The 19,723-nt window shown below is 66.9% G+C and carries 16 protein-coding genes; 9 read left to right on the forward strand and 7 right to left on the reverse strand.

What is annotated here, in order from left to right; translation table 11 throughout:
- Window positions 1-113: 113 nt before the first annotated feature.
- Window positions 114-920 carry a hypothetical protein gene (locus KK141_RS16870; protein WP_214571149.1) on the reverse strand — a complete coding sequence of 269 codons (807 nt, stop codon included), beginning with the start codon at window positions 918-920 and terminating at the stop codon, window positions 114-116.
- A gap of 192 nt (window positions 921-1,112) precedes the next feature.
- On the opposite strand from KK141_RS16870, the gene KK141_RS16875 reads away from it, so the two are divergent.
- Complete coding sequence (locus tag KK141_RS16875; protein WP_214571150.1) at window positions 1,113-2,096, forward strand: YafY family protein; 984 nt, start codon at window positions 1,113-1,115, stop codon at window positions 2,094-2,096.
- 34 nt (window positions 2,097-2,130) lie between these two features.
- Window positions 2,131-3,114, forward strand: a complete 984-nt coding sequence (locus KK141_RS16880) for a patatin-like phospholipase family protein (RefSeq protein ID WP_214571151.1) — start codon at window positions 2,131-2,133, stop codon at window positions 3,112-3,114.
- On the opposite strand, the gene KK141_RS16885 is transcribed toward KK141_RS16880, so the two are convergent.
- The 6 genes from KK141_RS16885 to KK141_RS16910 all read right to left on the reverse strand — a co-directional run bounded on the left by KK141_RS16885 (window position 3,092) and on the right by KK141_RS16910 (window position 7,480).
- Window positions 3,092-3,466, reverse strand: a complete 375-nt coding sequence (locus KK141_RS16885; RefSeq protein WP_214571152.1) for a DUF488 family protein — start codon at window positions 3,464-3,466, stop codon at window positions 3,092-3,094. The two genes, KK141_RS16880 and KK141_RS16885, sit on opposite strands and share 23 nt — an antisense overlap.
- A gap of 90 nt (window positions 3,467-3,556) precedes the next feature.
- Window positions 3,557-4,273 carry a glycosyltransferase gene (locus KK141_RS16890; RefSeq protein WP_167252921.1) on the reverse strand — a complete coding sequence of 239 codons (717 nt, stop codon included), beginning with the start codon at window positions 4,271-4,273 and terminating at the stop codon, window positions 3,557-3,559.
- 151 nt (window positions 4,274-4,424) lie between these two features.
- Window positions 4,425-5,291 carry a ParB/RepB/Spo0J family partition protein gene (locus KK141_RS16895; protein WP_214571153.1) on the reverse strand — a complete coding sequence of 289 codons (867 nt, stop codon included), beginning with the start codon at window positions 5,289-5,291 and terminating at the stop codon, window positions 4,425-4,427.
- Window positions 5,292-5,293: 2 nt separating this feature from the next.
- The gene (locus KK141_RS16900; RefSeq protein ID WP_214571154.1) at window positions 5,294-6,151 is read right to left on the reverse strand and encodes a ParA family protein; all 858 of its coding nucleotides are present in this window, start codon (window positions 6,149-6,151) and stop codon (window positions 5,294-5,296) included.
- Window positions 6,152-6,239: 88 nt separating this feature from the next.
- Entirely contained in the window at window positions 6,240-6,869 is a 630-nt protein-coding gene (rsmG, locus tag KK141_RS16905) for a 16S rRNA (guanine(527)-N(7))-methyltransferase RsmG (RefSeq protein ID WP_214571155.1), read from the reverse strand.
- A gap of 155 nt (window positions 6,870-7,024) precedes the next feature.
- Window positions 7,025-7,480 carry an SPFH domain-containing protein gene (locus KK141_RS16910; RefSeq protein WP_214571156.1) on the reverse strand — a complete coding sequence of 152 codons (456 nt, stop codon included), beginning with the start codon at window positions 7,478-7,480 and terminating at the stop codon, window positions 7,025-7,027.
- Between the two features lie 392 nt (window positions 7,481-7,872).
- Between KK141_RS16910 and KK141_RS16915 the strand changes: the two genes are divergently transcribed.
- The 7 genes from KK141_RS16915 to KK141_RS16945 all read left to right on the forward strand — a co-directional run bounded on the left by KK141_RS16915 (window position 7,873) and on the right by KK141_RS16945 (window position 19,711).
- A complete protein-coding gene (locus KK141_RS16915; protein WP_214571157.1) occupies window positions 7,873-8,880 on the forward strand; it encodes a LacI family DNA-binding transcriptional regulator in 1,008 nt (335 codons plus the stop codon).
- Window positions 8,881-9,032: 152 nt separating this feature from the next.
- Window positions 9,033-11,891, forward strand: a complete 2,859-nt coding sequence (locus KK141_RS16920; RefSeq protein ID WP_214571158.1) for a TonB-dependent receptor — start codon at window positions 9,033-9,035, stop codon at window positions 11,889-11,891.
- A 173-nt stretch (window positions 11,892-12,064) separates the two neighbouring features.
- A complete protein-coding gene (locus tag KK141_RS16925) occupies window positions 12,065-13,537 on the forward strand; it encodes a glucoamylase family protein (RefSeq protein ID WP_214571159.1) in 1,473 nt (490 codons plus the stop codon).
- Window positions 13,534-14,844: a sugar ABC transporter substrate-binding protein gene (locus tag KK141_RS16930; RefSeq protein WP_214571160.1), complete on the forward strand. Its 1,311-nt coding sequence runs from the start codon at window positions 13,534-13,536 to the stop codon at window positions 14,842-14,844. The genes KK141_RS16925 and KK141_RS16930 overlap by 4 nt, the downstream gene beginning before the upstream one ends.
- Window positions 14,845-14,860: 16 nt before the next feature.
- The gene (locus KK141_RS16935; RefSeq protein WP_214571161.1) at window positions 14,861-15,739 is read left to right on the forward strand and encodes a sugar ABC transporter permease; all 879 of its coding nucleotides are present in this window, start codon (window positions 14,861-14,863) and stop codon (window positions 15,737-15,739) included.
- Window positions 15,736-16,557, forward strand: a complete 822-nt coding sequence (locus KK141_RS16940) for a carbohydrate ABC transporter permease (protein WP_214571162.1) — start codon at window positions 15,736-15,738, stop codon at window positions 16,555-16,557. Before KK141_RS16935 ends, KK141_RS16940 begins: the two co-directional genes overlap by 4 nt.
- A 4-nt stretch (window positions 16,558-16,561) precedes the next feature.
- On the forward strand, window positions 16,562-19,711 hold the full coding sequence (locus KK141_RS16945) for a discoidin domain-containing protein (RefSeq protein ID WP_214571163.1): 3,150 nt from the start codon (window positions 16,562-16,564) through the stop codon (window positions 19,709-19,711).
- The last annotated feature ends 12 nt before the right edge of the window (window positions 19,712-19,723 follow it).

A 19,723-nucleotide genomic window follows, 5' to 3' on the forward strand; every position in this document is an offset into this window, starting at 1 on the left:
GGGAGAGATCCGTCTTGTTTGTTAAACGATTGTAATCGGGTGAAACCTTAGCGGAACGGCTTGAACTTGCTGTGAATACGCCGGCATTGGTTTCGAATGGCGCCGAAAATCCATCATATGGAGCGGAAAACGCCACCATCATGACTGGACAGCCTGCCGCATAAACGAGGTTCAACGCTTTTGCCGACCAGGCAGCTGACCGCCGCCAGCAAGAGCAGCAGCCCGCTGGAGTCCGGCCGCTGGGCCAGCACGATCAGGCAGGGAATCAGGTAGACCAGGGCCAGGAACAGCAGCCGGCCGGGCCAGCCGCGCGAGCGCACCGCGCCGTCGCGCCACCAGAACACCCCGCCGACCAGCAGCGCCAGCAGCTGCAGCGCGAAGATCCACGGCACCGAATGGATCGGCTGGTCGCCGTCCTGCGCGGCCAGGCACAGCCACAGCCACAGACCGCCGGCATAGCTGGCCGAGACCAGGCGGGCGAAGATCCGCGCGCGGCCTTCCTGGGCATCCTCGGACAAGGCGTCGATCAGGCAGGCCAGGGCACCGAGCGCCAGCGCCGCCGCGGCCAGGCGGGTGGCCCAGAAGAGGTTGTCCCCGCGTACCAGCCCTGCCACGCCCAGCATAGGCAGGTAGGCCGCCAGGGCCAGCATGGCCTTGGCGGTGGGCCGGCTGCCGCGACCGAAGCGCCAGCCCAGCCAGTCCGGCACCCGCGGCAGGCGCAGCATGGCGGCCAGCGGCGCGAAGCTCACCAGGACGCCGCCCAGGGCCAGCGGCACCAGCGCGTCGCCGCGCCCGGCCGGATACACGCCCAGCGCCAGCGCCGAGCCCAGCAACAGCCACAGGCCGTAACCGCTGCTCGCCAGCACCCGCAAAGCCCTGCTCGGCAGGCTTGGGGACGGCGCAGCAACGGTGTCTTGCATGGATGTGCGGTGGGGGAACGTGGGGTCGCCGGGCATCTCGGCTCGCTCTGCATCCTCGGATGGGCCAGGGAGCTTCCGGAGTCTAGGCGATTTCACGCCGCGATGGGCGCCGCGCATGTCAGACTCTGCGTACTTGCGACCGCCATGGGCGATGCGCATGCTAGGCGAATCTACGCGTCACCTTCCTGGGCCATGGACCGCTACGAGCGCATTCTCACCCTGCACCGGCTGCTGAAGTCGGCGCACTATCCGGTACCGCTCCCCCGCCTGATGGACGAGCTGGAGTGCTCGCGCGCGACGCTTTACCGCGACGTGGCCTTCCTGCGCGACGCCCTGGGCGCCCCGATCGAAAGCGCCGGCGGCGAGCACGCCGCCTTCCGCTATGCGGCCGGCGAGGGCGAACGCTTCGAACTGCCGGGCCTGTGGCTCACCTCGGACGAACTCGCCGCGCTGCTGGCGCTCAACGAGCTGATCGGCCGCAGCGGACCGGGCGTGCTGGCCGGCGCGCTGGCGCCGTTCAAGGCGCGCATCGAACATCTGCTGTCCGACCAGGGCAGCGGCAAGGCGCTGCCGATCGAGCGCATCCGCGTGATCGCCTGGGGCGAGCGCAAGCTCGACCAGCAGGTGTTCCGCATCGTGGCCGGCGCGGTGCTGGAGCGGAAGCAGCTGCGCTTCCGCTACCGCGCGCGCACCACCAACGCCGACAGCAAGCGCACCGTCTCGCCGCAGCGCCTGACCCACTACCGCGACAACTGGTACCTGGACGTGTGGGACCACGACCGCGAGGCGCTGCGCAGCTTCGCCGTGGACCGCATCGCCGAGCCGCTGGCGCTGGACATGCCGGCGCGCGACGTGGCCGAGGCTGAACTCAACGACATGCTGGCCTCCAGCTACGGCATCTTCGCCGGCAAGCCCAAGGCCTGGGCCACCATCCGCTTCTCGCAGCATGCGGCGCGCTGGGTGGCCGACGAGCACTGGCATTCGCAGCAGAAGGGCATGTGGCTGCCCGACGGCCGCTACGAGCTGCAGGTGCCGTATTCCAACTCCAAGGAGTTGCTGATGGACGTGCTCAAGTACGGCCCGGACGCCGAAGTGGTCGCGCCGCTGTCGCTGCGCGAGGAAATGAAGATCCAGCTGCAGCTCGCCCTCGGCGGCTACCAGCAGGCGCCGCGCTGAACGTGGCGCAGCCGGGCGTCTTCGCCGCATCCGCATGAGCAGTTCGCTCCCCGTCGACGCCGCACCCGCAGCCACGCGCAAACCCACCGTGGCGCTGGCGCTGGGCGCGGGCGGTGCGAAGGGGCTGGCGCATATCGGCGCGATCGAGGAAATCGAGCGCCACGGCTACCAGATCGTCGCCATCGCCGGCACCTCGATGGGCGCGCTGATCGGCGGCATCTATGCGATGGGCAAGCTGCAGGCCTACCGCGAGTGGGTGTCGGCGCTGGCCAAGATGGACGTGCTCAAGCTGGTCGACTGGACCTTCTCCGGCGGCGGCCTGATCAAGGGCGAGCGCATCATCGGCACCTTGCGCGAGCTGATCGGCGATGCGCGGATCGAAGACCTGCCGTTGGCCTATACCGCCGTGGCCACCGACCTGGATCGCGAGCGCGAGGTCTGGCTCACCCGCGGCTCGCTGTTCGACGCCATCCGCGCCTCCATCGCCATTCCCACCATCTTCCGCCCGCAGCTGCTGGACGGCCGGCGGCTGGTCGACGGCGGCCTGCTCAATCCGGTGCCGGTGACGCCGCTGATCCGCGAACCGGCCGACTACATGTTCGCGGTGAGCGTGGACGGCGCGATCGAAGCGGCCAAGCCCGAAGTGGCGCACGAACACCCGGTGGAAGCGCAGAACGGCTACCGCCACCGCATCGGCGAATTCATCGGCCGGCTGATGCCGCATGGCGAAGCGAAGGAAGGCGAGACGGCGCGTCCGCGTGATCCCGGCATGCTCGACCTGCTGGCGCAGTCGATGGACCTGATGCAGGCCAATCTGGCGCGGCTGCGCCTGGCGGCGTATGCGCCGGATCTGCTGATCCAGCTGCCGCGCAATATCTCCATGGCCTACGAGTTCTACCGGGCGCGCGAACTGATCGAGCTGGGCCGCGAGCGCGCCCATACCGTGCTGACCGAATGGAAGCCGCCGCACCACCGCTTCATCGGCGACACCGGCCTCAATGGGGACCGTGGCCCCTGAGCCAGGCTTCGAGATACGCCTTCAGCGCCACCGCATTGTTGTGTTCTTCGTCCTTGGCGCCGTAGACCAGGGTGACGCGGCGGTGCGCCGCTTCGCGCACCAGCTCGCGCCAGTGCTCGGTGCGCGTCTTGCCGTCCAGCTCGGTGGCGTAGCGGTGGCGGAAGGTGTCCCAGCGCGAAGGATCGTGGCCGAACCAGCGGCGCAGCGAGACCGAAGGCGCCAGTTCCTTGGCCCACATGTCCAGGGCGGCCTCGTCCTTGTTCAGGCCGCGCGGCCACAGGCGATCGACCAGCACGCGCTTGCCGTCGCTCTTGGCGGTGGGCTCGTAGACGCGCTTGATCGCGATGCTCATGGCAGTGGCCCGGGCGGAGGGAACCGGTCCACGAGCATACGCCGACCGTGCGCGCGGAACACGTCCGGGCGCACGTAAGGAACGTGAGGCTTACAACTCTTCGACGCGGGTGACCTTGCCCCGGCGCATCAGCCAGGCCACGCCGCGCAGATCCGCGATGCCCACCCACAGGCGGTCGAGCATGCCGTACTTGGACGTGCCCGCGGTGCGCGGACGATGGCCGACCGGCACGCTCTGGCTCTGGAAGCCGGCGCGCTTGACCAGGGCCGGCAGGTAGCGGTGCATGTGGTCGAAGTAGGGCAGGCGCAGGAACACTTCGCGCTCGAACAGCTTCAGGCCGCAGCCGGTGTCCGGTGTGGCGTCGCGCAGCATGCGCGAGCGCACCGCGTTGGCGATCTTCGAGGAGATGCGCTTGTTGAAGCTGTCGCGGCGCGTGGTGCGCCAGCCGGCCAGCAGGCGCACGTCCTGCGGGGCCTGGTCGCGCGCGGCGAGCAGCTTGGGGATGTCGGCCGGATCGTTCTGGCCGTCACCGTCGAGCGTGGCGATCCACGGCGAACGGGCCGCACGCACGCCGTTCCACACCGCGGTGCTCTGCCCGCTGCGGGTGAGGTGGCGCACGATGCGCAGCTCGGGGTACTTGGCCTTCTCCGCCGCCAGCACCGCCACGCTGTCGTCGCTGGAATCGTCGTCCACGTAGACGACTTCGAACTCGACCTTGCCGCGCAAGGCGGCGGCGATTTCGGCGAGCAGCGGCGGGATGTTGTCGCGCTCGTTGAACACCGGCACGACCACGGACAGTTGCGGCATGAGAGGCAGCCTTTAGCTCTTGCGGGAAGGAGGGCGCGTGGCGCCCCGGGGGCGCATTCTAGTGCGTAGGGGGTTTGGCGGCGAGCCGAGGCGCCGCGCCAGGACGTGCAGGGCCGCGGGGCGAGGCCACAGTGGGCCTCGCCGCCGGGTTTCAGCGGATCTTGCCCAGGATCCCTTCCAGCTCGTCGTTGCTGTGGTAGTGGATCACCAGCTTGCCGCGGCCGCCGCGGCCGTGGGCCACTTCCACGCGGGTGGCGAAGCGCTCGGCCAGCTCGCGCTCCAGGGCGTCGACGTTGGGGTCGCGCGCGACGGCGCTCTTGGCCTTGCCCTTGGGCGCGGTCTGCGCGCGGCGGGCGGCTTCTTCCAGCTCGCGCACGCTCCAGCCGTGGCGCGCCGCTTCCAGCGCCAGGCCCTCGGCGTCGTGCTGGGGCAGGGTGAGCAGGCAGCGGGCGTGGCCCATTTCCAGCTTGCCTTCGTCGAGCAGGCGCTTGATGGAATTGGGCAGCTCGGTGAGGCGCAGCAGGTTCGACACCGCGGCGCGCGAGCGGCCGACGGCTTCGGCGGCCTGCTGGTGGGTGAGGTCGAAATCGTCGATCAGGCGCTTGAGCGCGTCGGCTTCTTCCAGCGGGGTGAGGTCCTGGCGCTGGATGTTCTCGATCAGCGCCATCGCCGGCACGGCCACCTCGGGCACGTCCTTCACCAGCGCGGGCAGTTCGCTCAGCTGCGCGCGCTGCGCGGCGCGCCAGCGGCGCTCGCCGGCGATCAGCTCGTAGCTGTTCTTGCCGATCTCGCGCACCACCACCGGCTGGATCAGGCCCTGCGCCTTGATCGAGGCGGCCAGTTCGTCCAGCGCCTCGTCGTTCCAGTGCCGGCGCGGCTGGTACTTGCCGGGCTGGATGTACTGGATGGGCAGGGTGCGCAGCTCGCCTTCCTGCTCGATCACCGAAGGGGTATCGTCACCGCCGCCCAGCAGGGCGTCGAGCCCGCGTCCGAGGCCTCGTTTCTTCGCTGCGGCCATGCTTACTCCTGGTGAATGCCGGCGGCGGCGTCGAACGCCGTTTCGCTGCTGTCGTCGTGCGGCGCGGGGGCCGCTTCGGCGGCGGCGCCGGCGGCCAGGCCGCGTTCGCGCCGGATGATCTCGCCGGCCAGGCCGATATAGGCGATGGCGCCGCGCGAGCTGCGGTCGTAGAGATGGATCGGCTGGCCGTGGCTGGGCGCCTCGGCCAGGCGCACGTTGCGCGGGATGATCGAGCGCAGCACCTTGTCGCCGAAATGCGTAGTGAGCTGCGCGGAGACTTCGTTGCCCAGGTTGTTGCGCACGTCGTACATGGTGCGCAGCAGGCCTTCGATCTCCAGCTGCGGATTCAGGCGCTGGCGCACCGCTTTCACGGTATCGAGCAGGCTCGAAAGACCCTCCAGCGCGAAGTATTCGCACTGCACCGGAATCAGCAGCCCGTCCGCCGCGGCCAGCGCGTTGAGGGTGAGCAGATGCAGCGTGGGCGGGCAGTCGACCAGGATGGTGTGGTACTTGTCGCCGACCTTCGCCAGCTGCTCCTTCAGGCGCATCTCGCGGGCGATCGCGTCCATCAGCTTCAGTTCGGCGGCGGTGAGGTCGCCGTTGCCGGGAAGCAGGTCGTAATGCGCCTCGGTGGTGACGATGGCGCGCTCGATCGGCGCTTCGTCCAGCAGCACCTCGCAGCCGTTGGGCTTGGCCACGCGCTTGTCCACGCCGGACGCCATGGTGGCGTTGCCCTGCGGATCGAGGTCGACCAGCAGCACCTTGCGCTTGGCGGCGGCGAGCGCCGCGGCAAGGTTGACGGCGGTGGTGGTCTTGCCGACGCCGCCTTTCTGGTTGGCGACAGCGATGATGCGAGCCATGGTGTCGTCGATGCCGTGAACGTGGGAAAAGAGGGCTAGGTTACCATCGGAGCCCCGGTCCGACAGGGCTTCGCGGCTGCCCGCACCCTCAGGCCCGGCCGAGCACCACGAGGTGACGCTCCGCGTCCAAACCGGGCACGTTGAGCCCATGCGTGCCGCGCAGCGCGAAGCCGGCGGGAATGCCGGGAAATTCCTCGTCCGGCCGCTTGCCCTTCATGGCCAGCCAGATCCCTTCCGGCCCCAGCAGGTGGCCGCCCCAGCCCAGCATGTCGGCCAGGGTGGCGAAGGCGCGGGCGGTGACGCAGTCGAACTGGCCCTGCACGTCTTCCACCCGCGACTGCTCGGCGCGCACGCCTTCGAGCTTCAGGGCGCGGATCGCCTCGCGCAGGAAGCGGACCTTCTTGCCGTTGGAATCGACCAGCAGGATCTCCCGCCCCGGTGCGGCGATCGCCAGCACGATGCCGGGCAGGCCGGGGCCGGTGCCGAGGTCCGCCAGGGTCTGGCCCTGCACGTAGGGCAGGATCGCCAGCGAATCGAGCAGGTGGCGGGTGACCATCTCGGCCGGATCGCGGATGGCGGTGAGGTTGTAGGTACCGTTCCAGCGTTCGAGCAGGGCCTGGTAATCCAACAGGCGCCGCACCGCGCCCTCGGGCAGGCTCAGGCCGAGCGCGGCGATGCCTCGTTCCAGCTGGGTCTGCAAGGCGGCGCGGTCGGCCATGGACGGGATCCTGCGTGGCGAAAAGGGCGGCAGTATCCGGGCGCGCGGGCCGCGGCGCCAGCGAGCGCGCAAAGAAAAACCCGCCGAAGCGGGTTTCAAAGGCTCTCAAGTTCCCCTTTTTTCGCGGGCGCTCTAAGGCAGCCTCGCGTATGGCTTCAAGCGAAATCGAGGTCGACCCGGGTCACCATCACGCCGCGCTCGCGCAGCGCCTTGTTCATGGCCAGCTTCAGGCGAACGCCGAGATCGCGGCGGTCCGCTTCGATCGCGGCCGGTTCCTCGCGCAGCGCGGCCAGGGCGCCGCCGCGGATCAGCTGGTCGGCCTGGTCGATCACCGCGTCGGCGCGCTCCGGCTCCAGCACCTGCCAGTACACCGTGCCGCGCACGTCGTGCGCATTGGCCAGCGGCTCGCGGAATTCCAGTACCTGCCCGCCCAGGCTGATCCGATGCCCCATCCGGTCCAGCCCCGGCACCACCATGTGGGTGCCTTCCTGCAGCAGGCGGCGCGGCTTGCCGTGGCGATAGACGCTGACCACCTGGCCGGCGGGTACGCGACGGATGGCGGTGGCGGAAAGTGCCAGGAGAGCGGCGAGGATGGTCAGTAGAACGATCATGATCTTTTAGTTCAATGAGTTACACGTTGTTTCTCACGTACGCAGCAAATACATGGTACATCCGCTCGATGACACAGGGATTAACCGTGATTTAACCGCGACCTTATGGATTTTTACAATCCCCCGAAGGGGCTAAGTGCGTGAAATGCAAAGCAAGCCTCGTTCCGCCGGGGTGCTTCCGCCTGCCTCTGTTGCGTTGCCACAGTTCACGCCGTTTTGACGGATAACGGTTTTTTACGGCGTTTCCTTAAGGCAACGGTGCGCTCTGCTAGAACTTCCGGCCGATCAATTTATTGCGATGCAGCAAAGTCTTTGATTTGCAAAAGCTTTACAAGCATCGATGAAAACGTTTACGTTGCCTTCCCGGCGATTCCGGACCTCCTGGAGCGGCAATGGGTGTGACCATCAAAGACGTGGCACGCGAGGCCAAGGTGTCCGTGGCTTCCGTCTCCCGCGCCCTCAACGGCCACGGCGGTGTGACCGCCGAGACCCTGGAGCGCATCCGCGAAGTCGCGGCCCGCCTGCGCTACATCCCCCACGGCGCCGCCCGCAGCCTGATCACCCGCCGTACCCACACTATCGGCGCGCTGCTGCCGGACCTTTATGGCGAATTCTTCTCGGAGCTGATCCGCGGCATCGACCTGGCGGCCCGCGTGCACGGCCTGCAGCTGCTGGTCTCCAGCTCGCACGACGGCGCCGCCGAGGCAGCCACCGCGCTGCGCGCCATGCAGGGCCGCGTCGACGGCCTGCTGGTGATGTCGCCCCACGCCGACGCCGCCTTCCTGCGCCAGAACCTGCCGGTGGGCCTGCCCACCGTGCTGATGAACACCGTGCACGAGCGCGACGACTACGCGGCGCTGTCGGTAGACAACGCCGGCGGCGCGCGCCTGGTGGTGGAACACCTGCTCGGCGAGGGTTATCGCCGCATCGCTTTCATCCAGGGCCCCGTCGGCAACCACGACGTGGCCGAGCGCGAACAGGCCTACCGCAAAGCGCTCGCCGCACACGTGCCGGGCGTGCAGCCGATCGTGCTGCCCGGCGAATTCGACGAAGCCTCCGGCTACCGCGCCGGCCAGCGCCTGATCGCGATGAGCCCGCGCCCCGACGCTGTATTCGCCGCCAACGACATGATGGCGATCGGCTGCATGGCGGCGATCCGCGAAGCAGGCCTGCACATTCCCGAAGACATCGCCGTGGCCGGCTTCGACGACGTGCCGATGGCGCGCTACGTGAGCCCCGCGCTGACCACCGCCGGCGTGCGCATCGCGGAGCTGGGCAAGGCCGCGCTGGAACAGCTGGCCGGACAGATCGAAGGCGATGAAGCGCCCGCGGTGCATATGCGCATACCGGCGGAATTGATGGTGCGGGCGTCGACGACGCGTTCCGCGCGCAACGCTTGAACGAAACGCGCGGCCTCGGACAGCAGGCCGCGAGGTAGACCAGGGGGCCGGCCCACGAGGACCGGTTCACCGCCGACGGCGCAGGGGTGCGCAGCGGCGCCTCGACAATCACAACAAGCCGTATCGAACCCTTGAGGGAGGGTGTCCAAGCCATGGCACGCAAACACGCATTGACCCGACAGATCTCGCTGGCCCTGGCGGGCCTGCTCACCACGGCCGCGCTGTTGCCGGGCGTCGGCTTCGCACAGAACAGCACGGCAACGGTGCGCGGCCATGTAAACGCGCCGCAGGGACAGTCGCCCACCGAGGTGGTCGCGACCAACCTGGGTAACGGCTTCACCGTACGCGCACCGGTAAACGCAGCGGGCAACTACACCTTGCCCAGCCTGACGCCCGGCAGCTATCGCATCGAAGCGAAGGGCAACGGCGCGAGCGCCAGCCAGGACGTCACGGTGCAGGTCGGCCAGGCGCTGACCTTGAACCTCGACGCCGCCGCTGCCGCAAGCGCGGTGAACGCGCAGAACCTGCAAGGCGTAACCGTTACCGCCGCTTCGCTGATCGAAACGCGCACGTCGGAGGTGGGCACGAACATCACCCAGGCGCAGATCAACACGCTGCCGCAGAACGAACGCAACTTCCTCGACTTCGCCAAGCTCGTGCCGGGCGTGACGGTGTCGCGCGACCCCAACGCCAAAACCTTCTCGGCTGGCGGTCAATCAGCTGAGAATGTAAACGTTTTCATCGACGGCGCCAGCCTCAAGAACAACGTGCTCCGCGGCGGCGTCGCCGGCCAGGATTCGACCCGCGGCAACCCGTTCTCGCAGGAAGCGGTGCAGGAGTTCCGCGTGCTCACGCAGAACTACAAGGCGGAGTACGAACAGGCGGGCACGGCCATCATCACGGCCGTCACCAAGTCGGGCACCAATGAGTTCCACGGCTCGGTGTACGACTACTTCCAGAACAAATCGATGATTTCGCAGAACTCGTTCGACAAGAAGAACGACATCGAGAAGCCGGACTATCGGCGGCAACAGCGCGGCTTCTCGCTGGGCGGCCCGATCCTCAAGGACACGCTGACCTTCTTCGTCAATTACGACGAGCGCAAGGACGTCGGCAACGACACCGTGCAGATCAACGATCCGCGGTTCTCCCAGTACAACGGCACGTTCGCCGCGCCTTTCAACGAGAAAACCTTCTTCGGCAAGTTGAGCTGGCAGGTCAACCAGGACAACAACGTCGATCTCAGCCTGACCACCCGCCGCGACAACGAAGTCATCGGCTTCGGTCAGACCACGGCCTATAGCAGCCGCAGCAATCGCAAGAACAACGTCAACGACCTGTTGCTCAAATGGCAGTCGCGCGGGGATGGCTGGACCAACGATCTGTTGCTGGATGCCGGACATGCCAAGTGGAATCCCAGTGCGGCGGAGTCCGACCTGATTCAGCAGAATTACGAGCCGGGCATCGCGGTCATTGGCGGCGCCAGCAATCTGCAGAACAAAGGGCAGGATCAGGCGACGCTGCGCGACGACCTCACGCTCACTGGCCTTACCTGGCACGGTGACCACACGGTCAAGATGGGCGTCAAGTACGCGTCCTACGGCATTACGCTGGAACAGAACAACAATGCGGTACCCGCGTACTTCTATCAGGAAGGAGATGGTTACCCCGGCGGCTTCGTCATTCCCTACAAGGCGGTCTACTCGCCGATCGCCGCGAATGCCAATCTCCATACCAACCAGTTCGGCGCATATATCCAGGACGACTGGGATGTCACCGATCGTTTGCAGCTGAACCTGGGCCTGCGCTGGGACTACGAGACCAACGCACTCAACAACGACTACGTGACGCCTCTGAATCAGTACTCCACGCTTCAATACTTTGGCCTGCAGAACAACATCAGCACAGGCAAGGAACGTGACGGTTACAAGGGCGCCATCCAGCCGCGGCTTGGATTCTCCCTGGACGTGAGCAAGAACGGCGACCAGAGCACCACGATCTTTGGAGGAGCGGGACGCTATTACGACCGCACTCCATTCGACTGGATCGGCCAGGAAGCCATCCACTCCGCGGTGCCGAACTACACGGTCGAATTCAGTCCGGCGAATCCGGACGGTACGCCCAGCAAACCTGGAACCATTGCGTGGAACCCGGTTTATCTCACCAAGGCGGGCATCGATTCCTTGATTGCGTCCGGTACGCCTGGACCTGTCTCGGAAATCGACAGCATCAACAACAAGACTAAGCCTCCGTACACGGATCAGTTCAGCCTCGGTGCCCGCCAGGTATTCGGCGACTGGACCGGCTCGCTCACCCTGAGCCGCGTGCTTGGCTATCGCCAGTTCACCTGGATCTTCGTCAATCGCGCCGTCGTCCCCAACGGCTTCGAGTTGATCAAGCCGCCTGGCAGCGACTTCGGCGCCGTGCTGACCAACACCTACAAGAAGACGCAATCGAGCAGCGTGCTGATCAGCCTGGACAAGCCCTATACCGCCGCTTCCGGCTGGGGACTTGGCGTTGCTTATACCTATCAGGATGCGCGTCAGCAGGGCAACGACAACTACTCGCTCGATTACGTCAATCCCGCCGGTTATCCGGGCGGCCATGTCGGCGAGAAACACCATCTCGTGGTCAATGGCATCGTGCGCGGTCCGTGGGATACACGCTTGACGGGCGTCTTCACCTACGGCTCCGGACAGCCGTACGACGTCAGCTACACATCCAGCATTTGCGACTACAACTGCGCCTTCCAGCACTGGGGCAAGTACGGACAGAAGTATGTGAATCTCGACCTGTCCATCGCCAAGGAATTCCACTGGGGCGAGCACCAGGCACTGGAGCTTCGCCTGGATGTGATGAACGTCTTCAACCGCGACGTCTACAACGCGTACGACGGCAACTACTATCTCGGCAACAACCTCGCCACGCCGAATCCGAATTTCGGCAAGGCCACCGGGGCGGATCCCAATCAGACCCGCCGCTTCCAGGTCGGCGCCCGTTACAGCTTCTGATCGCGTAGCATCAAGGCGCTCCTTTCGAGGAGCGCCGTTTCGCCGGAAAGCCCGCTGCACGCGGGCTTTTCAAAGGCTCAAGATGTAAACGTTTACGTCTTTGCTCCCACGCGCGACTTGTTCTCAAAAGACATCACGCTCCGCACAACCCCATCGACGCAAGGCTGTTCCCCATGCCCGTGAAGATACGTACCGCACTTTCCCTCGCGCTCGCCGCCCTGCTGATTTGCGCTGCACCTCATGAGGCCCGGGCGAAAGACAGCGCAAAGCAGAGCAAGCCGACGGCCACTGCAACGACACAGGAGAAAGTGCCGCCGCTCATCGACGACCTCGAACACCGCACCTTCAACTGGTTCTGGGACAGCGCCAACCCGCAGAACGGCCTCGTCCCCGACCACTACCCCACCAAATCCTTCGCCAGCATCGCCGCCGTCGGCTTCGGCCTCACCGCCTACGGCGTAGGCGCCGAACGCGGCTACATCACACGCGACCAGGCCATCGAGCGCACGCTGGCCACGCTGCGCTTCTTCCACGACGCCCCGCAGAACGACAGCGAAGACGATGCCGCCGGCTACCGCGGCTTCTTCTATCACTTCCTCGACATGGACTCGGGCAAGCGCTTCGATCGCAACGTGGAGCTGTCCACGGTGGATACCTCGCTGCTGCTGGGCGGCGTGCTGTTCGCGCAGTCGTACTACGACCGCGACACGCCGCAGGAAAAGCAGATCCGCCAGCTCGCCGACGAGATCTACCGCCGCGTCGACTGGACCTGGGTGCAGGCGCGCAAGCCGCTGATCACCATGGGCTGGACGCCGGGCGGCAAATTCATCCCGCACGACTGGCAGGGCTATAACGAAGGCATGCTGGTCTACATCCTCGCGCTGGGTTCGCCGACGCATGCGGTGGGCGATGACGCGTGGAATGCCTGGACCTCGACCTACAACCGCACCTGGGGCGAGTTCCACGGCCAGACCTTCCTCAACTTCGCGCCGCTGTTCGGCCACCAGTTCAGCCACGTGTGGGTGGACTTTCGCGGTATCCGCGATGCATGGAATCGCGAGAAGGGCCTGGACTATTTCGAGAACAGCCGCCGCGCCACCTATTCGCAGCGCGCCTATGCCATCGCCAACCCCGGCGGCTGGACCGGCTACGGCGCCAATATGTGGGGCATCAGCGCGAGCAATGGCCCGGGCGGCCTGACGGTGAAGATCGGCGGCAAGGAACGCCGCTTCCATGGCTACGTCGCGCGCGGCGCGGGCCTGGACTACATCAGCGACGACGGCACCCTGGTACCGATGGCAGCCGGTGGCTCGATCCCCTTCGCACCGGAGATCGTGGTGCCGGCACTGGAAGAGATGAAGCAGCGCTACGGCAAGGACATCTACACCAAGTACGGCTTTGTCGATGCCTTCAATCCCAGCTTCCACAGCAAGACCGACCTGCGCACCGGCAAGCTCGTGCCTGAGCTGGGCTGGGTCGACACCGTGCACCTGGGCATCGACCAGGGCCCGATCGTGCTGATGGTGGAGAACTGGCGCAGCGGTTTCGTATGGAACGTGATGAAGAAGAACCCGTACGTGCGCAAGGGCCTGGAACGCGCCGGCTTTACCGGTGGCTGGCTGAATGAGGCGCCGCCCAAGCCATGAGCGCGCGTTCGCGCCAGCGCCGGCCGTGGCGCGTGCTGCTGCACGCGTTGGCGTGGATCTGCGCTGGTGTCGCCGCCGCGCTGTCGGCCGGTTGCCAACGTACGGATGACGCGCACACGCTGACGTTCTGGACGGTCGGCCGCGAAGGCGAAGCGGTGGCCAAGCTGCTGCCGGACTTCGAACGCGAACATCCCGGCCTGCATGTCAAAGTCCAGCAGCTGCCGCTGACCGCCGCGCACCAGAAACTGCTTACCGCCATCGCCGGTGGCTCCACGCCGGATCTCACCCAGCTCGGCAACACCTGGATTCCCGAACTCGCCGCCCTGGATGCGCTCGAACCGCTCGATGCCCGCGTGGCGTCCTCGCGGGTCGTTCGCCAGGACGACTACTTCGCCAATATCTGGACCACCAACCGCATCGGCAACACGCTGTACGGCGTGCCCTGGTATGTGGACACGCGCCTGCTGTTCTACCGCAGCGATCTATTGAAGCAAGCCGGCTTCGATGCACCGCCGCGCGATTGGGCGCAATGGCGCCGGGCATTGGCCGCGCTCAGCCATCCGGACCGCGGCAGCTACGGCATCCTGCTGCCCACCAACGAGTTCGAACAGTTGCTGGTGCTGGCGCTGCAGCAGGACGAGCCAATGCTGCGCGACGGCGACCGCTACGGCAACTTCCGCAGCGCGGGCTTCAAGCGTGCGCTGGCGTTCTACGTGGACACCTTCCGCGAACGGCAGGCGCCGGCCATCACCAATGTGGAAGCCGGCAATCCGTGGACGGAGTTCGGCCGCGGCGTCTATGCGTTCTATCTGTCCGGCCCGTGGAATATCGGCGAGTTCCGCAAGCGCCTGCCGGCCGCGCAGCAGGACGACTGGAATACGGCGCCGCTTCCCGGCGAACACGGCCCCGGCGCCTCCAACGCGGGCGGCTCCAGCCTGGTGATCTTCCGCCACTCGGCGCACAAGCAAGAAGCCTGGCAGCTGATCGAATTCCTGTCCCGCCCCGCCGTCCAGCAGCGCTTCTACGACCTGCTCGGCGACATGCCGCCGCGCCGCTCTTCCTGGGAAGGCGGTGCGCTGCGCGACGATCCCAAGGCACGCGGCTTCCGCGAACAGCTGGAACGGGTGAAGCCCACGCCGCCGATCCCCGAATGGGAGCGTATCGTGACCGAGATGCAGCTGGTCGCCGCGCAGGCGGTGCACGGCGACCTGAGCATCGACCAGGCCGCGGCCGAGATCGACCGGCGCGCCAACCTGATCCTGGAGAAGCGGCGCTGGATCCTCGACCACGCGAAACCCGCGCCATGACCGCCGGAGGCCACGCTTGAATCCACCACGCGCCGCCTGGCTGTTTCTCGCGCCCGCCCTGCTGGTGCTGGGCCTGTTCTTCCTGTTGCCGGTGATCGCGGCGCTGGTGCTCAGCCTCACCGACTACGACCTGTATGCGCTGGCGGATATCCGCAACCTGCGCTTCGTCGCGCTGGGCAATTACTGGGAGCTGCTGCACCGGCCGCTGTTCTGGTCCGCGCTGGGGCACACGCTGTATTTCGTGGTGGTGGGCGTGCCGCTGTCGATCGGCGCTTCGCTAGGTGCCGCGCTGCTGCTGAATTCGCCGCTGGCGCGCTGCAAGCCGCTGTTCCGCACCGCGCTGTTCGCACCGGTGGTGACCACGGTGGTGGCGGTGGCGGTGATCTGGCGCTACCTGTTCAATACCAAGTACGGCCTGGCCAACTACGCGCTGGACGGGCTGGGCATCCATCCGGTGGACTGGCTGGGCGATCCGCGCTGGGCGATGCCCACCATCATCCTGTTCGCGGTGTGGAAGAACTTCGGCTACAACATGATCATCTTCCTCGCCGCGCTGCAGGCGATCCCCGCCGACCTGTACGAAGCCGCGCGCATCGATGGCGCCTCGCCCGTGCGCCAGTTCCGCCACATCACGCTGCCGATGCTGGGGCCGACCCTGCTGATGGTGAGCATCCTGACCGTCTCCGGATATTTCCAGCTGTTCGCCGAACCCTTCGTGATGACCGAAGGCGGCCCGCTGCAGAGCACCACCAGCGTGCTGTACCTGATGTACGAGGAAGGCTTCAAATGGTGGAACCTCGGTTCCGCTTCCGCGGTGGCCTTCCTGCTGTTCCTGATCATGTTCGCCGTGACTGCGGTGATGCTGCGCGTGTCGCGCCGGAGAGGCGAGGCATGAATCCGCGGCTGGCCAAGGCGCTGATCAACGGGCTGCTGATCGGCGGCACCCTGGTGGCGGTGTTCCCGCTGCTGTGGATGCTGTCGGTGTCGTTCATGCGCCCGGGCGAAGCGAGCGCGTTGCCGCCGCCGCTGTGGCCGGCGCATGCCACGCTGGCCAATTATCACGAGCTGTTCGAGCGCGCCGGCATGGGGCGCTACCTGCTCAACAGCCTGGCCATTTCCAGCGCGATCACCCTGCTGTCGCTGGCGTTCAACCTGATGGCGGGCTACGCCTTCGCCAAGCTGCGTTTCGCCGGGCGCGAGCGCTTGTTCCAGATGCTGCTCGGCGGCCTGGTGATTCCGGCCCAGGTGGCGATGCTGCCGCTGTTCCTGCTGCTGAAATACCTGGGCCTGGTGAACAGCTACGCCGCGGTGGTGATGCCGGCGATGGCGACCATCTTCGGCATCTTCCTGGTCCGGCAGTATGCGCGCGGCATTCCGGATGACCTCCTGGAAGCGGCGCGCATCGATGGCGCGGGCGAGCTGCGCATCTTCGTGCAGATCGTGCTGCCGCTGCTCAAGCCCATCATGGTCACCTTGGCGATCTTCACCTTCCTCACCGCCTGGAACGATTTCATGTGGCCGCTGATCGCGCTCACCGGCCAGGAGCATTACACCTTGCCGATCGCGCTGGCCTCGCTGTCGCGCGAGCACGTGCAGGATTCGGAGCTGATGATGGCCGGCTCGGTGGTGACGGTGTTGCCGGTGCTGGTGCTGTTCCTGGCCTTGCAGCGCTATTACCTGCAAGGCCTGTTGCTGGGCAGCGTGAAAGGGTGATGCGATGAAGTGGCGCGCCGTGCTGCTGTCATGGGCCTTGCTGGCGCCTGTTGTGCACGCCGCCGACCAGGCACGCCTGATCGACGATTTCAGCCGGCCGGCCACATGGACAGCCGAAGGCACCGACGATATCGGCACGCAGTTGCGCGTAACCGACGGAAAGAACGGCAAGGCGGTCTGCCTCGACTTCGATTTTCACGGCGTCTCCGGCGGAGCCGCGCTCAAGCGCGCGCTGCCGATGGACTGGCCGGACAACTTCGCGCTCTCCTTCGACGTGCGCGGCAGCATGCCGCCCAACGACCTCCAGCTGAAGCTCGCCGATACCAGCGGCGACAACGTCTGGTGGTATCGCCGCGAGGCCTTCCAGCCCGGCGCCGACTGGCAGACCGTGGAAGTGCGCCGCAACCAGGTGGAGTTCGCCTGGGGACCCACGAAGAACCGCTCGCTGCATCGCACCGCCGCGCTCGAATTCACCATCTACGCCGGACAAGGCGGGCGCGGCGAGCTGTGCCTCAGCAACCTGCGCCTGCGCCCGCTGCCGGCGGAACCCGCCGAAATGCCGGCGCCGCGTGCGCAGGCTTCGTCCACGCTCACCGGCTACGCCGTGCAACGCATGCTGGAAGGCAAGGGCGAGTGGCGCAGCGATCCGTCCGCGGCGGGCGCGCAGAGCATCGCGCTGGACCTGGGCCTGTCGCGCGAGTTCGGCGGCCTGCTGCTGCACTGGCTGCCCGGCGCCCAAGCCTCGCGCTATGACGTAGAGCTCTCGGACGACAACACGCACTGGCGCACAGCCACGCAGGTCACCGGCGGCAATGGCGGCGACGATGCGCTGTTTCTGCCGCAAGCACAGGCCCGCTATGTGCGCCTGCGCCTGCTCGAAGGTCCCGGCAAGGCGTATGGGCTGACGCAACTCGAAGTGAAGGACCGCGCCTGGGGCGCTTCGCCGAATGTGTTCTTCCAGGAGGAAGCCAAGCGCGCGCCGCGCGGCATGTATCCGCGCGGCTTCTCCGGCGAGCAGAGCTACTGGACCCTGCTCGGCACGGATGGCGGCGCGCACGATTCCGCGCTGATCTCCGAGGACGGCGCCGTGGAAATGGGCAAGGGCGGCTGGTCGCTGGAGCCGATGCTGTTCTCCGGCCGCAACGTGATCGACTGGGCCACCGTGCGCAGCTCGCAGAGCCTGCTCGACGGCTACCTGCCGATCCCCTCGGTGCGCTGGACCGCCGACAGCCTCACCCTCGATACCACCGCCTTCGCCACGGGCGATGCCACGCATACCCAGCTGGTGCTGCGCTACACGCTCACCAATCGCACCGCGCAGCCGCAACGCGTGACCCTGGCCTTGCTGGCGCGGCCGTTCCAGGTGAATCCGCCGACGCAGTTCCTCAATACGCCCGGCGGCATCCATCGCATTCACGACCTGGCCTGGGACGGCAAGACGCTCACCGTCAACGGCGAGACTCGCGTGGTGCCGTTACAAGCCGCGGATGGCTTCGTCGCGAGCAGCCATGAAGCCGGACCCTTGCCGGAACGGCTTGCGCAGGGCGAGCGCCCCGAAGTCACGTCGTTGCACGACGGCGCGGGTTTCCTGCAAGGCGCGCTGCTGTATGCCATCGCCCTGCCCGCTCATGGCAGCCGCACACTCGGTCTGGTGGTGCCGCCGCACGGCGACAGCTTCGTGGCGCCGCGCACGCCGGAAACCTGGCTGCGCGAGCAGCTGGAACACACGGCGGCGGCATGGCGAGAGAAACTCAACCGCGTGGCGCTGCTGCTGCCGTCGTCGCAGCACGCCATCGCCGACACGGCACGCAGCGCCCTGGCGCAGATCCTGATGTCGCGCGACGGCCCCGCCCTGCAGCCCGGCACGCGCTCCTATGCACGCAGCTGGGTGCGCGACGGCGCCATGATGACCGAGGGCCTGGTGCGCAGCGGCCATGCCGAGGCCGCCGCCGACTTCGTGCGCTGGTATGCGCCGCACCAGTTCAGCAGCGGCAAGGTGCCGTGCTGCGTGGATGCGCGCGGTGCCGACCCGGTACCGGAGAACGACAGCCACGGCGAACTGATCTTCGCCATCGCGCAGCTGTGGCGCTATACGCACGACCGCGCCGCGCTGGAACGGCAATGGCCGGCCGTGCAGCGCGCCATCGCCTATATGGACCGGTTGCGCGAAAGCGAACGCGGCCCCGCCAACCAGACCGAAGAGCGGCGCGCGCTGTATGGCTTGATGCCCGCATCGATCAGCCACGAAGGCTATTCGGCCAAGCCGATGCATTCCTACTGGGACGACTTCTGGGCGCTGCAGGGCTACGACGACGCGGTGCTGCTGGCCAAGGCGCGCGGCGATGATGCGGCGGCGGCGCGGATCGCGCAGTCGCGCGACGCCTTCCGCGGCGATCTGAAAGCTTCCATCGACCTGTCCGTGCGCCAGCACCGCATCGACTACCTGCCCGGCGCGGCGGAACTCGGCGACTTCGACGCCACTTCCACCACCATCGCGCTGTCGCCCGGCGACGGCCAGACCTGGCTGCCGCCCGCGCTGCTGGAGCGCACCTTCGAACGCTACTGGCAGGGCTTCGTGGAGCGCCGCGACGGCAAGCGCGAATGGGAGGACTACACACCCTACGAGCTGCGCACTATCGCGAGTTTCGTGCGGCTGGGTTGGCGCGATCGCATCGGTGATTTACTGGCGTTCTTCTTCGCCGACCGGCGTCCGGCGGCATGGAACCAGTGGGCGGAAGTGGTGGGGCGCGATGCGCGCAAGCCGCGCTTTGTCGGCGATATGCCGCATGCGTGGATTGCTTCGGATTATCTGCGCTCGGCGTATGACCTGTGGGCCTACGAGCGGCCGGAGGACCGTGCGCTCGTATTGGCGGCGGGGATTCCGGCGGATTGGCTGAAAGGCGAGGGCGTCGGTGTTCAGCGCCTGCGCACGCCGTATGGGCTGCTGAGTTATTCGCTGCGCGAACGTGGTGGGGCGCTGGAGTTGCGGGTGGAGAAGGGGCTCGATGTGCCGCCGGGTGGGTTGGTGTTGCCTTGGCCTTATGCGGACGAGCAGGCGGGCGAGATCCGTGGCACGACGGCGGCGTGGCACCACCGCGAGCTGGTGATACGCAAACTGCCGGCGAAGGTTTTGATCGGCGTAAAGAGCCGCTGAGCTTCGACCCTC

The sequence above is a fragment of the Dyella sp. LX-66 genome (assembly GCF_018599165.1).
GTDB lineage: Bacteria > Pseudomonadota > Gammaproteobacteria > Xanthomonadales > Rhodanobacteraceae > Dyella_D > Dyella_D marensis.

Bases quoted from the DNA above. Each gene is read 5' to 3' on its own strand.
- KK141_RS16870 (WP_214571149.1), bottom strand. From the start codon at position 920: ATGCAAGACACCGTTGCTGCGCCGTCCCCAAGCCTGCCGAGCAGGGCT.
- KK141_RS16875 (WP_214571150.1), top strand. From the start codon at position 1,113: ATGGACCGCTACGAGCGCATTCTCACCCTGCACCGGCTGCTGAAGTCG.
- KK141_RS16880 (WP_214571151.1), top strand. From the start codon at position 2,131: ATGAGCAGTTCGCTCCCCGTCGACGCCGCACCCGCAGCCACGCGCAAA.
- KK141_RS16885 (WP_214571152.1), bottom strand. From the start codon at position 3,466: ATGAGCATCGCGATCAAGCGCGTCTACGAGCCCACCGCCAAGAGCGAC.
- KK141_RS16890 (WP_167252921.1), bottom strand. From the start codon at position 4,273: ATGCCGCAACTGTCCGTGGTCGTGCCGGTGTTCAACGAGCGCGACAAC.
- KK141_RS16895 (WP_214571153.1), bottom strand. From the start codon at position 5,291: ATGGCCGCAGCGAAGAAACGAGGCCTCGGACGCGGGCTCGACGCCCTG.
- KK141_RS16900 (WP_214571154.1), bottom strand. From the start codon at position 6,151: ATGGCTCGCATCATCGCTGTCGCCAACCAGAAAGGCGGCGTCGGCAAG.
- rsmG (WP_214571155.1), bottom strand. From the start codon at position 6,869: ATGGCCGACCGCGCCGCCTTGCAGACCCAGCTGGAACGAGGCATCGCC.
- KK141_RS16910 (WP_214571156.1), bottom strand. From the start codon at position 7,480: ATGATCGTTCTACTGACCATCCTCGCCGCTCTCCTGGCACTTTCCGCC.
- KK141_RS16915 (WP_214571157.1), top strand. From the start codon at position 7,873: ATGGGTGTGACCATCAAAGACGTGGCACGCGAGGCCAAGGTGTCCGTG.
- KK141_RS16920 (WP_214571158.1), top strand. From the start codon at position 9,033: ATGGCACGCAAACACGCATTGACCCGACAGATCTCGCTGGCCCTGGCG.
- KK141_RS16925 (WP_214571159.1), top strand. From the start codon at position 12,065: ATGCCCGTGAAGATACGTACCGCACTTTCCCTCGCGCTCGCCGCCCTG.
- KK141_RS16930 (WP_214571160.1), top strand. From the start codon at position 13,534: ATGAGCGCGCGTTCGCGCCAGCGCCGGCCGTGGCGCGTGCTGCTGCAC.
- KK141_RS16940 (WP_214571162.1), top strand. From the start codon at position 15,736: ATGAATCCGCGGCTGGCCAAGGCGCTGATCAACGGGCTGCTGATCGGC.
- KK141_RS16945 (WP_214571163.1), top strand. From the start codon at position 16,562: ATGAAGTGGCGCGCCGTGCTGCTGTCATGGGCCTTGCTGGCGCCTGTT.